Here is a 12272-nt window from a genome sequence, read left to right as displayed (position 1 = left end):
CGTGGCTGCGCGCGGCGACTGGGCCCGGATGCCGACCCGGATGCCGGCTCAGATGCCGATGAACTCGGCAAACTCCGTCAGCGGCGCGCGCGCCGCGCGCAACTGGTTGGCCGGCGCCTCGGGATCCTCGTAGCCGATCGCCATGCCGGTGAACAGCATGCGCTCGGCCGGCAGCTGCAGGAAGCTGCCGATGGTCTCCGGATACATCGCCCAGCATTCCTGGGCGCAGCTGTCGAGCCCTTCCTCACGCAGCAGCAGCATCACGGTCTGCAGGTACATGCCGAGGTCCGACCACTGCGGCGGGCCCATGCGCCGGTCCACTGTGCAGAACAGCGCCAGCGGCGCACCGAAGAAGGTGAAGTTGTTGGCGAACTGCGCCAGCCGCCGCGCCTTGTCTTCACGCGGGATGCCGAGGTAGTGGTAAAGCGCCTCGCCTACCTCGAAGCGCCGGTCGCGGTAGGGCGCAACCAGCTCGGGCGGGTAGACGTGGTACTCGCGGTCTTCGCCCTTGGGCGCGTGCGCGATGCGCTCGCGCATGATGCCGCGCAGGCGCTCCAGTGCCTCGCCGCCGATCACGTGGATGTGCCAGGGCTGCAGGTTGCCGCCCGACGGCGCGCGCGCCGCGGCATCGAGCACGCGGCGGATGGTGTCGGCTGGCACGAGCTTGTCCAGGAAGCCGCGGACGGACTTGCGGCTGGCGACGGCTTGACTGACTTTCATGCTGACTCCGGTAGGGACGTTGGGGCGCTGGCCTCAAGCACTTCAGGCTGTTCAGGCGAACGGCGGCTCGCCGCGCCAGTCGAAGAAGTCCGGCAGGTCGTTGGAGACGGTGTCGGGGAATGCGGCCGGGCGCTTTTCCAGGAAGGCGCTGACGCCTTCCTTGACGTCGGCCGAGCGCCCCCGCGACTGGATCGCCCGGCTGTCGAGCTTGTGCGCCTCCATGGGGTGGCTGGCGCCGGCCATGCGCCAGATCAGCTGGCGCGAGATCGCCACCGACACCGGCGCGGCGTTGTCGGCGATTTCGCGCGCGATCGCCCGCGCCGCCGGCAGCAGGTCTTCGGGCGCGTGCAGCGAGCGCACCAGCCCGCGTTCATGCGCCTCTTGCGCCGAGAAGACCCGGCCGGTATAGCACCATTCCAGCGCCGTCGAAACGCCGACCACGCGCGACAGGAACCACGACGAGGCTGCCTCCGGCGTGATGCCGCGGCGCGCGAACACGAAGCCGAACTTGGCGTCGGTCGACGCCAGCCGGATATCCATCGGCAACTGCATGGTCACGCCCACGCCGACGGCGGCGCCGTTGACCGCGGCAATCACCGGCTTGAGGCTGCGGAAGATGCGCAGCGACACTCGGCCGCCGCCGTCGCGGTGCGCGGTGTCGGGGCTGGCGCCATAGCGTTTCTCGAAGTCGAAGGTCGAGCTGCCACCGGACAGGTCGGCACCGGCGCAGAAGGCGCGGCCCGCGCCGGTGACGATCACCGCGCGGACGTTGTCGTCGGCATCGGTGGCGTCGAAGGCGCCGATCAGGTCCTGCATCATCTGCGCGGTGAAGGCGTTGAGCTGGTCCGGGCGATGCAGCGTGATGGTGGCGACACCGTCTTCGACGGCGTAGCGCAGGGTTTCGAACGAAGGCGTGGCTTGCGTCATGGCGACTCCTGCTGAGGAAAGAGGGGCGGGGTGCTGCGGGCCGGGGGCGGCGAAAGCCCGGAACAGCGCGGGGACAGCCAACACTAGTGCAGAATGCGCCGCCCGCAATCGTCGCTTCCGACGAAGCATGGCGCGGGCCCGCGCCGTAGACTGGCCCGACCGCCGCAAAGGCCGCTAGCTGACAGCACCAAGGACAATCATGAAGACTCGAATCACCGAACTGCTTGGCATCCGCTACCCCATCATCCAGGGCGGCATGCAATGGGTCGGCTATGCGGAAATGGCGTCGGCCGTCTCCAACGCCGGCGGGCTGGGCATCCTCACCGCGCTGACGCAGCCGACCCCCGAGGCGCTGGGCGAGGAAATCCGCCGCTGCCGCGATATGACCGACAAGCCATTCGGCGTGAACCTGACGTTGCTGCCTTCGATCAACCCGCCTCCGTACGCGCGATACCTCGACGTCATCATCGAGAGCGGCGTCAAGGTGCTGGAGACTGCCGGCAACAACCCCAGGGATCACATCGCGCGCGCCAAGGCCGCCGGCCTGAAGGTGATCCACAAGTGCGTGGCAATCCGCCATGCGCAGTCGGCCGAGCGCCTGGGCGTCGACGCGGTGTCGATCGACGGCTTCGAGTGCGCCGGCCACCCGGGCGAGGACGATGTCCCGGGCATGGTGCTGATTCCGCTGGCGGCGCGCAAGCTGTCGGTGCCGGTGATCGCCTCGGGCGGCATCGCCGACGGCCGCGGCATGGCCGCGGCGCTGGTGCTGGGTGCCGAGGGCGTGAACATGGGCACGCGCTTCTGCGCCACCCAGGAAGCGCCGATCCACGACAACGTCAAGCAGGCGCTGGTGCAGGCCAGCGAGCGCGACACCAACCTGATCTTCCGCACGCTGCACAATACCGCGCGCGTGCTGAAGAACGCCGTGTCGGACGAAGTCGTGAGCATCGAACGCCGCCCCGGCGGCGCGCAGTTCGAGGACGTCAAGCACCTGGTCGCCGGCGTGCGCGGCAAGGCTGCGCTGAAGGCGGGCGAGACCGATGGCGGCATCATCAGCGCCGGCCAGTGCGTGGGCCTGATCGACGACGTGCCGAGCTGCGAGGAACTGCTCGCGCGCATGGTCCGCGAATGCCGCGAGTACCTCGGCTCGGCCTCGCGCTACTTTGCCTGACGCCATGGCCGAAGCCGAAATCGAAGCGGCGATGCCGCAGGCGGCCGACAGCACCGGTGCCGTGCCGGAGGGCTTCGTGCCGCTGCGGCAACCGGGCGGCTACATGGCCAACTTCGGCCAGCTCTACCTGAACCGCGAACGCCGCGCGCTGGCGGTGCGCATCGACGAGAGCCATCTCAACAACCTCGGCATTCCGCACGGCGGCATGCTGGCGACGCTGGCCGATACCGCCATCGGCATGATGATGTCGCTGGAGACCGGACGCGAGAAGAGCGCGGTCACCGTCAACCTGAGCCTGGACTACCTCGACTCCGCGCGCCTGGGCGACTGGGTCGAGGCCCGCGTGGAGTTCGACAAGCTCGGCTCGCGGCTGCGCTACGGCACCTGCCGGCTGGTCAGCGGCGCACGCTGCCTGCTGCGTGCCACCGCGATCTTCGCGGTGCTCGGCCCGCGCAGCTGACACCTCCCTGAGGCGGCCGGCTAACTTCGTCGCTTCCGACGACGCTGGCCGGACGGCGCGGGACAACAATACGGGCCAAGCCTGCCGGCACTCGCCGGCAACCCGCATCTAGCACAGGCCGGCCGCGGGACGGCTGGCACCGAACAAGGAGATCACATGGCAGAGGCATATATCGTCGCCGCGGCACGGACCGCCGGCGGGCGCAAGGGCGGCAAGCTGTCGGGCTGGCATCCGGCCGACCTCGCCGCGCAGGTGCTCGATGCGCTGGTCGAGCGCACCGGCGCCGATCCCGCGCTGGTCGAAGACGTCATCATGGGCTGCGTCAGCCAGGTCGGCGAGCAGGCCGGCAACGTGGCGCGCAACGCCATCCTCGCTTCGCGGCTGCCGGAAAGCGTGCCGGGCACGTCGGTGGACCGCCAGTGCGGCTCGTCGCAGCAGGCGCTGCACTTTGCCGCGCAGGCGGTGATGTCGGGCGCGATGGATATCGTGATCGCGGCCGGCGTGGAAAGCATGACGCGCGTGCCGATGGGCCTGTCGTCGCAGTTGCCGGCCAAGAATGGCTTCGGCGTGCCCAAGAGCGCGGGTGTCGAGGCGCGCTACCCCGGCGTGCAGTTCAGCCAGTTCACCGGCGCCGAGATGATCGCGCGCAAGTACAACCTGTCGCGCGAACAGCTCGATGCCTACGCGCTGCTCAGCCACCAGCGCGCCGCGGCAGCGACCAAGGCGGGCCGCTTCAACGCCGAGATTATCCCGGTCGAGGTGCGCACCGCCGAGGGCGCCAACGGAGAAATACATACCTCCGACGAAGGCATCCGCTATGACGCATCGATGGAAAGCATCGGCTCGGTCAAGCTGATCGCCGACGGCGGCCGGGTGACCGCTGCCTCCTCCAGCCAGATCTGCGATGGCGCCGCCGGCCTTCTGGTGGTCAACGAGGCTGGCCTGAAGAAGCTCGGCGTCAAGCCGCTGGCGCGCGTGCACCACATGACCGTGATCGGCCACGATCCGGTGGTGATGCTCGAAGCGCCGCTGCCGGCCACCATGCACGCATTGAAGAAGGCCGGCCTGAGCATCAATGACATCGACCTGTTTGAAGTCAACGAAGCCTTTGCACCGGTGCCCCTGGCCTGGTTGCAGGCAACCGGCGCCGATCCGGAGCGACTCAACGTGCATGGCGGCGCAATCGCGCTGGGCCATCCGCTGGGCGGCTCGGGCGCAAAGCTGATGACGACGCTGGTGCATGCGCTGCATACGCACGGCAAGCGCTACGGGCTGCAGACCATGTGCGAAGGCGGCGGGCTGGCCAACGTTACCATCGTCGAACGCCTGTAAGGCGTTGGCGCTTGCGCCGGGCGCCTAAGGCAGGAACGCAGCAGGAACGCAGCAGGAACGCAGCAGGAATGCGGCAATAAAGGGTAGTAAAGGGAGAAGGACCGGCGGCGCGGGCATGTCACAGTGCCCGCGCCAGTTGCCGGAGCGATTGCGGCCGCGTGCCACGCCAAAGAAGAAACCCGCCGTCAGGCGGGTTTGTCGTTGTTGCGCGTGGCGCCTGTGTATCGGCCGTCAGGCAAAGGTCAGCGCGTCGCGGCGTTCCGGCCGGTCCAGGTGCGGGATATTGTTGAAGCTCAGCAAGCGCTGCACGCCGCGGCCGACGATGATCTCGCAGAACGCGGTGTTGCGGAACTGCAGGTTCATTTCGATGGCAGTAGCTGCGGGGGCACCGAGCAGGTCGGCGGTGGCGCGACCGATGGCGCCGCCGGAACTGACCACGAGGATCGCGTCTTCACGCGTGGTGCCTTCACACGCTTGCGTCAGCGCATCGGCAATGCGCGTGCCGAAATCGGCCCAGCTTTCCGTCATGTCGGCCAGGCCATCCTGCGTCCAGGCATGGTACGCGGCGCGGAAAGTGCGCCAGTAATCGTTGTAGTCGCCGTTCTGGTGGGCGCGGTGGTCGGCGCCGCCGGTGTGGCAGCGGTACAGCGCCTCGCCGTCGTATTCATTCAGGCCCGGATGCGTGGCAATTTCCGCTTGCGGCTGGCCCATCGCGGCCAGGATCTCGCGCGCGGTGTCCTGCTGCCGCACCAGGTTGCCCGCTGCCACGCGTGCGAAGCGCAAGCCGCGTTCGCTGAAATATTCGCCCAGCCAGCGGGCCTGCTGGCGGCCCGTCTCCGACAGGCAATCGTAGTTGGCGGCGCCAAACGAGGCTTGTCCGTGACGGACGAGGAAAAGCGTGGCCATGTGCGGTCTCAGTGTGCGTAGCTGCAGTCAGCGTGGACGCATTCTAGAGAGGCCTTGCTCCGCCGCCAAGCAAGCACTACGGAATTCATAGCGGCCATGGACGCGCTGCATTACCGCGCGAACTCAACCCTGGGCGTTGTCAGTGACGCCGAGGTACCCCGCCATCATGCGGCTCAGTTCGGGGATCATCCGTTCATCGTCGAGATGCAGCGGCCCGGAGTCGTTCAGCAGCGCATTGACCAGCACGCTGAAGACCGCCTGCATGGCAAAGCGCACACGCAACTCGGCGATATCCGCCGGCAGCGACAGCCGTGGCACCAGCAACTGCACCATCCGCTCGACGATCGCTTCGCCGCTCTGGCGGTGCGGCTGCCATTCCTCCGGCTTTGTCGAGGCGTGGCGCAGAGAAGCGCGCATCACGCCGCGATTGGCGAGCGTGCCCAGCACCATGAAGCGCGCGGCTTTGTCCAGCAGCACGTTGGTCGGCACGTCGTCCCAGCGCTCCTGCGCGAGGTAGCGGTCGATCGATGCCGACGTTTCCTCCATCACCAGCGCGCGCAACGCCTCGAAATAAGCCATCTTGTCGCGGAAGCGGCCATAGAAGGCGCCCACCGACACCTGGCACGCGGCCGCGATCTGGGCTACCGAAACCGCGGCGAAATCGCGCTTCGCCAGCAGTTCGCGGCCCGCGCCGAGCAGGGCCTGCTCGGTCTCGCGCGCGCGCCGCTGCCGCGGCGGCTGCAGGATCGAAGGCGTGTCGATACGGGGAAAGGAAGAGGTGGCCGAAAGGCCGGACGACGTCGCTGACATAGGGATTTTCCGTACTCGAATTCGGATTCGCTTTTGAAAAATACCGGTGCGCGCCGCGCGGCGTCAAGGCTTTTGTCGGGTGGCCGGCCGCTGCGAACGGGTGGGTGGCCACACCTGTGCGCACGGCACGCATGCGCGTTGCGGCGCGTCGCGAATGCACTGGCGGGCTGCATCAGAGCGAGCCGAATACCATGCCGAGGCCGTATGTGAACGAAGCGGCCATGCCGCCGATCAGGATCTGCCGCAGCGCCGAAAACCATCCCGGCCTGCCGTTGAATGACGACGTTCCCCAACCGACCAGGCCAAGTCCGCAGAGGCAGGCAATGATGCTGCCGAACTGAGCTGACGGCCCGGCTGTCACCAGGAAGGGCAGCAGAGGCACTAGCGCGCCGCTGCTGTACAGCACAAAGGAGATCACTGCGGCCTGCAGCGGGTTGCCGCCGCGCTCCTGCGGGTTGATGCCAAGCACGTCGCACGCAAACGTATCGAGCGTGGCGCGCTGCGCGCAACGCATTGCCCCTGGGACGGTGGATGAGGCGCCGCAAGCGGGCACCGAAGCCGCTCGGAGTGGGGACGCTGGTCAGGGGCATGGGTCGACGTCTCAGCGAAAGCGCGGACCGAGGTCGTCGCGCATCCAGTCGATAAATGCCCGCGTGCGCGCCGGCAGCAAGCGCGCATGCGGATAGATCAGCGACAGCGGCCAGGCCGGCTGCTCGAACGTCTCGAGCACAATACGCAGCTTGCGCGCCTGCACCAGTTGCGCCACCTGGTACGAGAGGAAATTGCCGAAGCCGGCGCCTTCCGCGCAAGCGGCAACGGCCGGCGCGGTCTGGTTGAACTCGAGATTGCCCGTCACCTGCACCTGGAACGGCTTGCCGTTTTCCTGGAACGTCCACCAGTGCGCGGCATTGCCGGTGAAGCGCACGCAATTGGCGCGCGCGAGGTCGTCGGGGTGGCGCGGCGTGCCATGCTTGCGCAGGTAGGCGGGTGTGGCCACCACTACGCGCCGGATATGGCCGACCGGCTGTGCCACCAGCGTTGAATCTGCCAGCGGGCCGATGCGTACGCCGACGTCGAGCTCTTCTTCCAGCAGGTTCACCACGCGGTCGGTGAATTCCATGCGGCAGCGCACGCGCGGATAGCGCTGCACGAAGCGCGTGACCGCCGGCGCGATGTACATCTGCCCGAACAGCACCGGCGCGGTCAGCGTGAGCTGGCCGCTGGGCTCGACATGGCTGGCGGTCAGGCCGGCCTCGACTTCATCGATCGTGGCCAGGATGCGCCGGCAGCTGTCCAGGTAGCTGCGCCCCTCGCCGGTCAGCGACAGCCGCCGCGTGGTGCGGTTGAGCAGCCGCACCTGCAACTCGGACTCGAGCGCGGCCAGCGTGCGTACAACCGCAGGCAGGGATGTGTGCAGCGTCGCCGCGGCCGCCGTCAGGCTGCCCGCGTCGACGATCCGAACGAAGGTCTGCATGGCTCGAAGCTTGTCCATGGCGCCACACATTACTCCGATTTCCGGAGTAGTCAAATATCAGGCGCCCCATTTATTGCATAGCGTTTCGCGTCCAGAATCCTGCTATCCCAACCCAACGAGGAGCGTGTCATGCAAGCCGCCAACCATCCCGCCGAGCCCCGTGTTCCGCTCGTTCTCTACCGTTCGCCGCTGTCCGGCCATGCGCATCGCGCCGAGCTGCTCCTGTCGCTGCTGGGACTGCCATACCGGCTGGTCGATGTCGACCTGCGCGGCGGCGAACAGCATCGCGAGCCGTTCCTGCGGCTCAACCCCTTCGGGCAGGTGCCGGTGCTGGATGACAATGGCGTGGTGCTTGGCGATTCCAACGCGATCCTGGTCTACCTGGCCACGCGCTATGACGATGGCCGCTGGCTGCCGCGCGACCCGGTCGGAGCCGCGCGCGTGCAGCGCTGGCTGTCGGTGGCCGCCGGCGAGATTGCCTTCGGTCCCGCCGCAGCGCGGCTGGGCGTGCTGTTCGGCCGGCCGGTTCCGCTGGATGACGCCATCGCGCGGGCGCAGCGGCTCTTCGTGCTGATGGAGTCCCTGCTGGCCGAGCAGCCATTCCTGGCAGCCGCCCATGCCACGCTCGCCGATGTTGCCGCCTACAGCTACATTGCCCGCGCCGAAGAAGGCAACGTGCCATTAGCGCCGTATCCTGCCCTGAACGCGTGGTTGCGCCGCATCGAGGCGCTGCCCGGCTTCGTGCCGATGATCGTATCCCGGGCTGGCCTGGCTGCCTGAGGCCGCATCACCCGACGCTGCCGCGCGAACGCCGGCTGCATCAGCCAAGGAGTCCATCATGGAACTGCCCGTCTGGCCGCATGCCGGCCTGCCTTTCCACGCCGGGGAACTGGCCGCGCAGGAGCGCGCCGGCAAGCGCGAGCGCATGGCGGCGGCCGGCGCGCGCGTGATCCGCGGCGAAATGCCCGAACAGCATCGCGACTTCTTTGCCCAGCTGCCATTCCTGCTGGTCGGCGCGGTCGATGCCGGCGGCCTGCCGTGGGCATCGGTGCTCTCCGGCGCGCCGGGGTTTGCTTGCAGCCCCGATGCCACGCACTTGCGCATCGACGCCTTGCCGCTCCCCGGCGATCCGCTGGAACAGGCACTGGAGCACGGTGCGCGCATTGGGTTGCTTGGCATCGAACTCGCCACGCGCCGGCGCAACCGGATGAACGGCATCATCGTCGCGCGCGACCATCGCGGGTTCACGGTCGAAGTCGAGCAGAGCTTCGGCAATTGCCCGCGCTATATCCAGCTGCGCGAAGCCACCGCGGGCCTGCCAGCGGCACCCATGCCGGCCTGGCATGGCACTGCGCTGGACGACGATGCGGCAGCCTGGCTGCGGGCGGCCGATACGCTGTTCATTGCCACCAGCCATGCTGCCTCGCCGGAGGAGGGCGAGCACACCGGCGGCGTCGATGTGTCGCACCGCGGCGGCAAGCCGGGCTTTATCCGTGTGGACGGCGATGGCACGCTCACCTTCCCGGATTTCAACGGCAACAACTTGTTCAATACCGTCGGCAACCTGCTGGAGAACCCGCGCGCTGGCCTGGTGGTGCCGGATTTTGCCGCAGGCGCGCTACTCCATGTCGGCGGGCATGCCGAAGTGATCTGGGACGGCGCCGAACTGGCGGCATTTGCCGGCGCGGAGCGACTGGTGCGGCTGCATGTCGAGCGGGTGGTGCGGCGGCAGTCGGTGCTGCCGCTGCGCTGGCAGTTGCGCGAATACTCGCCGGTACTGGCTGCCACCGGCGCCTGGGCGGCGGCCTGAGCGGCGCGGCCCGCTCCGCGGTGGGCGGGCAGGCTCAGATGATGGCGGACTCGATCCCGCTGCTCACGCAGTGCCTCAAGGCGCAGGGCCGCCGGGCCGCCGGTCAGCCGCGCCGCGGTATTTCAGTGCGGCACAGTGGCCGACCAGCGTGCTGAGGCAGCAGGCATCGCCACTCCATTCGCCGCCGATGACGATGCCGTCCGGGCCCGCGATCAGCTTGCGCTGGCAATGGCCCGGCGTCGGCGTGCGCTCCATGCCGGCATCGCGGGGGCCGCTGCCTGGCGCGCGGGCTGCCGGGATGGTCTCGTTCCAGACATAGGCGGTGCCGGACGGCATCGCCTGAACCGCCTGGGGTGGGCCCCACTGGCGCTTGGCCTCGTCGACAGAGACGTTCTTCCAGGAGTCGAAGATGTCCTGCATGGCGCCGCCGCCCAGGCCGGCACACGCGCCGGTGAAGGCCCCGGCCCAGAGAACGGCCAGGCACGCTCGCACCCGCGCGGCGCCGCGGGCCGTTCTGGCAGGACGGAAAAATTTGGCAGGCATGGACACTCCGCATCGGCGCGCCCGGCGGCAAGGGCGGTCCGTCGAGACTAACGGAAGGGCGCTCTTGCTCACAAGCACGGATTGCGCGCCAGCCCACACATCGGGCAGTGGGCGGCGCGGTTCAGTCGGCGAACAGATCCAGGACATGCTGACCGGCCACGCGGATTGGCCTGCGTGGGGCGGTCCCCGATGCGGCACGCACCTGCCGCACCGCATCCTGCGGCATGGCCGGCGGGGTCAGTTCGAACAGGCTCGCTACCGGCAGCGGGACCGATTCCGGCATCCACTGTGCCATGCGTGGGGCCAGGATATGGTAGGTGTCCAGGTCGAAGTGTGCCGGGGCAACGGCCAGCACGCGGGCCTCGTCGAGCGTGGCCGAGCAACCCAGATAGCACCAGTCGTTGGCGACATGCCACCACGCGCGTCCGGCATGCTCTTCGCGCCATGCCACCGGACCGTCAAAAGGCCACGGCACCAGCGCCAGCGGCGCCAGCGCGGTGGCCAGGCGGGCGCGGTGCGCGGCGGACGGCTCGGCGCCGATGCAGGCGCCGGCGCAGCGGTGGACCTGCCGCGCGAAACAGGGGTTGCCCCGCCGCGTGGTCTTTTCCAGTGACAGCGTGGCCATGCACAATCCGTGTTCTTCGGCCAGCGCACGCAAGCGCGCCTCAGCCGCGCCGCGGCTGCCAAAGGCTCCGAACAGATCTCGATGCCGGCAGAAATCAGTGTCGCGGCTGGTGCGCAGGCGCGGCACCGGCAATTGCGGCGGCAGCTCCCATGCGTAGAGCCGGGCATTGCTGCGCAACTGCTGGTTGTGGACAGGCTGCATCGCCTTGACCAGCCTGGCCTCGAGCAGCAGCGCGCCGGTCTCGCCGCCGGTCTCGCGCCACTCTACCCGGCGCACCAGGCGCGCCAGCCGCATATCCTTGCCGTAGCGGTAGTCACCCGAGAAATGGGCGCCGATGCGCTGGCGCAGGTGCACGCTCTTGCCTACGTATAGCGGGACGTCGTCGTCGCCATAGAAGATATAGACACCGGGGGTGCCAGGCACGTCTTCCAGTGCGGTCTCGTCGAGGCCGGCCGGCAGGCTGGCGCGGCGGACCAGGGAGCGTACCGCGGACTCGACCAGCTCGACCGAATAGGTGTCGTGGATCTTTTGCCAGAACTGCCATAGCAGCTCGGCATCGGCCAGGGCTCGGTGCCGGCCGTTGGGCGTCAGGCCGAAACGGGCGATCAGCGCGTCGAGGCCATGGCGTTCCACCGACGGGTACAGCGAGCGCGAAAGGCGTACCGTGCATAGCACATCCGCACGGAACGTGACGCCGGCGCGCCGGAAGGCGTTTTTCAGGAAGCCATAATCGAATCGGGCGTTATGGGCCACGAAAAGACGGCCTTGCAGGCGCTCGGCAAGTGGCTCGGCGAGTGACTCGAACGTGGGCTGGCCCCGCACCATCTCATCGGAAATGCCGGTCATGCGCTGGATGAACGGCGGGATTCCGATGCCGGGGTCCAGCAACGTGTCCCATTCGACAATTCCGTCCGGGCCGACCTCGACGACGCCGATCTCGGTGATCCGGTCACGCTGGGCGTCGGCACCGGTGGTTTCCAGGTCGACAAAGACGATCGGGCGCGACAGCGCCGTGGCGAGCGCCAGGGCGTCTGCAAAGTGTTTGCCGTCCGCGGGCATGCGCGACGGCAGGTAAGTGGGCATGTCCGGCATCAGCCGATTTTAAGCGCCTGGCGATGGCGGCACGAAGAAGATTTCAGATACCCCTTGCCAAGCCCCTCGGCGTCCCTTAATATTCGCCCCCTCGCAACACAACGCGGCGCTGCAAAGGCAGACGCAGCAAGGGTTGCGGGGTCGACCGGGAGGGTTGGCGCGGCGAAGTTGGCGCGCTGGCTGCAGCAAAAAAAGATTGCTGAAACGGTTGACGAAACGAAGGAAGCTCTGCATAATTTCGTTTCTCTGCTGCAGACAACGCAGCGCGCTGAACGGCAAAGCCGGTGAGCGAAGTTCTTTAACAAACAAACAACCGATAAGTGTGGGCGCTGGGTAGCGGACGCCGCTGTCTTCGGACAGTGTTGCTTCACAAGTTATACAGTGCTCGCACAGCAAAACGTG

The 12272-nt window shown here is 68.0% G+C and carries 14 protein-coding genes; 5 read left to right on the top strand and 9 right to left on the bottom strand.

Translation table 11 applies throughout. The annotated features are described in order from the left end of the window. Positions 1-48 precede the first annotated feature (48 nt). Positions 49-720, bottom strand: a complete 672-nt coding sequence (locus K309_RS0115230) for a nitroreductase (RefSeq protein WP_029047229.1) — start codon at positions 718-720, stop codon at positions 49-51. Between the two features lie 51 nt (positions 721-771). Further along, complete coding sequence (locus K309_RS0115225) at positions 772-1647, bottom strand: crotonase/enoyl-CoA hydratase family protein (RefSeq protein ID WP_029047228.1); 876 nt, start codon at positions 1645-1647, stop codon at positions 772-774. A 199-nt stretch (positions 1648-1846) separates the two neighbouring features. On the opposite strand from K309_RS0115225, the gene K309_RS0115220 reads away from it, so the two are divergent. The 3 genes from K309_RS0115220 to K309_RS0115210 all read left to right on the top strand — a co-directional run bounded on the left by K309_RS0115220 (position 1847) and on the right by K309_RS0115210 (position 4610). Continuing rightward, a complete protein-coding gene (locus K309_RS0115220) occupies positions 1847-2818 on the top strand; it encodes an NAD(P)H-dependent flavin oxidoreductase (RefSeq protein WP_029047227.1) in 972 nt (323 codons plus the stop codon). A gap of 4 nt (positions 2819-2822) precedes the next feature. After that, entirely contained in the window at positions 2823-3278 is a 456-nt protein-coding gene (locus K309_RS0115215; RefSeq protein ID WP_029047226.1) for a PaaI family thioesterase, read from the top strand. 156 nt (positions 3279-3434) lie between these two features. Continuing rightward, positions 3435-4610, top strand: coding sequence for an acetyl-CoA C-acetyltransferase (locus tag K309_RS0115210; RefSeq protein WP_029047225.1), 1176 nt, complete (start codon positions 3435-3437; stop codon positions 4608-4610). Between the two features lie 231 nt (positions 4611-4841). Here the strand turns inward: K309_RS0115210 and K309_RS0115205 are convergent, their stop codons facing one another. From K309_RS0115205 to K309_RS0115190, 4 genes are all read right to left on the bottom strand, one after another. Then, positions 4842-5516 (bottom strand): histidine phosphatase family protein, encoded by a 675-nt coding sequence (locus K309_RS0115205; protein WP_029047224.1) that lies wholly within the window; start codon positions 5514-5516, stop codon positions 4842-4844. 123 nt (positions 5517-5639) lie between these two features. After that, the gene (locus K309_RS0115200) at positions 5640-6326 is read right to left on the bottom strand and encodes a TetR/AcrR family transcriptional regulator (RefSeq protein WP_029047223.1); all 687 of its coding nucleotides are present in this window, start codon (positions 6324-6326) and stop codon (positions 5640-5642) included. 172 nt (positions 6327-6498) lie between these two features. After that, entirely contained in the window at positions 6499-6840 is a 342-nt protein-coding gene (locus tag K309_RS0115195; RefSeq protein WP_029047222.1) for a VIT1/CCC1 transporter family protein, read from the bottom strand. An 87-nt stretch (positions 6841-6927) separates the two neighbouring features. Further along, positions 6928-7830 carry a LysR family transcriptional regulator gene (locus K309_RS0115190; protein WP_084402443.1) on the bottom strand — a complete coding sequence of 301 codons (903 nt, stop codon included), beginning with the start codon at positions 7828-7830 and terminating at the stop codon, positions 6928-6930. A 99-nt stretch (positions 7831-7929) separates the two neighbouring features. On the opposite strand from K309_RS0115190, the gene K309_RS0115185 reads away from it, so the two are divergent. Next, complete coding sequence (locus K309_RS0115185) at positions 7930-8580, top strand: glutathione S-transferase family protein (RefSeq protein ID WP_029047220.1); 651 nt, start codon at positions 7930-7932, stop codon at positions 8578-8580. A gap of 58 nt (positions 8581-8638) precedes the next feature. Beyond that, positions 8639-9610 (top strand): pyridoxamine 5'-phosphate oxidase family protein, encoded by a 972-nt coding sequence (locus tag K309_RS0115180; RefSeq protein WP_029047219.1) that lies wholly within the window; start codon positions 8639-8641, stop codon positions 9608-9610. 75 nt (positions 9611-9685) lie between these two features. Here the strand turns inward: K309_RS0115180 and K309_RS0115175 are convergent, their stop codons facing one another. The 3 genes from K309_RS0115175 to K309_RS42955 form a co-directional block, all read right to left on the bottom strand. Next, entirely contained in the window at positions 9686-10153 is a 468-nt protein-coding gene (locus K309_RS0115175; protein ID WP_029047218.1) for a hypothetical protein, read from the bottom strand. A gap of 121 nt (positions 10154-10274) precedes the next feature. After that, positions 10275-11870: a 3'-5' exonuclease family protein gene (locus K309_RS0115170; RefSeq protein ID WP_029047217.1), complete on the bottom strand. Its 1596-nt coding sequence runs from the start codon at positions 11868-11870 to the stop codon at positions 10275-10277. Between the two features lie 9 nt (positions 11871-11879). Continuing rightward, positions 11880-12272 (bottom strand): hypothetical protein (locus K309_RS42955; protein WP_232232398.1); only part of this gene is annotated, 393 nt, incomplete at its 5' end.

Source organism: Cupriavidus phytohabitans (assembly GCF_000426345.1).
Taxonomy (GTDB): Bacteria; Pseudomonadota; Gammaproteobacteria; order Burkholderiales; family Burkholderiaceae; genus Cupriavidus.
This window is presented reverse-complemented; position numbering and strand designations above follow the sequence as displayed.

Bases quoted from the DNA above. Each gene is read 5' to 3' on its own strand.
- K309_RS0115230 (WP_029047229.1), bottom strand. From the start codon at position 720: ATGAAAGTCAGTCAAGCCGTCGCCAGCCGCAAGTCCGTCCGCGGCTTC.
- K309_RS0115225 (WP_029047228.1), bottom strand. From the start codon at position 1,647: ATGACGCAAGCCACGCCTTCGTTCGAAACCCTGCGCTACGCCGTCGAA.
- K309_RS0115220 (WP_029047227.1), top strand. From the start codon at position 1,847: ATGAAGACTCGAATCACCGAACTGCTTGGCATCCGCTACCCCATCATC.
- K309_RS0115215 (WP_029047226.1), top strand. From the start codon at position 2,823: ATGGCCGAAGCCGAAATCGAAGCGGCGATGCCGCAGGCGGCCGACAGC.
- K309_RS0115210 (WP_029047225.1), top strand. From the start codon at position 3,435: ATGGCAGAGGCATATATCGTCGCCGCGGCACGGACCGCCGGCGGGCGC.
- K309_RS0115205 (WP_029047224.1), bottom strand. From the start codon at position 5,516: ATGGCCACGCTTTTCCTCGTCCGTCACGGACAAGCCTCGTTTGGCGCC.
- K309_RS0115200 (WP_029047223.1), bottom strand. From the start codon at position 6,326: ATGTCAGCGACGTCGTCCGGCCTTTCGGCCACCTCTTCCTTTCCCCGT.
- K309_RS0115195 (WP_029047222.1), bottom strand. From the start codon at position 6,840: ATGCGTTGCGCGCAGCGCGCCACGCTCGATACGTTTGCGTGCGACGTG.
- K309_RS0115190 (WP_084402443.1), bottom strand. From the start codon at position 7,830: ATGTGTGGCGCCATGGACAAGCTTCGAGCCATGCAGACCTTCGTTCGG.
- K309_RS0115185 (WP_029047220.1), top strand. From the start codon at position 7,930: ATGCAAGCCGCCAACCATCCCGCCGAGCCCCGTGTTCCGCTCGTTCTC.
- K309_RS0115180 (WP_029047219.1), top strand. From the start codon at position 8,639: ATGGAACTGCCCGTCTGGCCGCATGCCGGCCTGCCTTTCCACGCCGGG.
- K309_RS0115175 (WP_029047218.1), bottom strand. From the start codon at position 10,153: ATGCCTGCCAAATTTTTCCGTCCTGCCAGAACGGCCCGCGGCGCCGCG.
- K309_RS0115170 (WP_029047217.1), bottom strand. From the start codon at position 11,870: ATGCCGGACATGCCCACTTACCTGCCGTCGCGCATGCCCGCGGACGGC.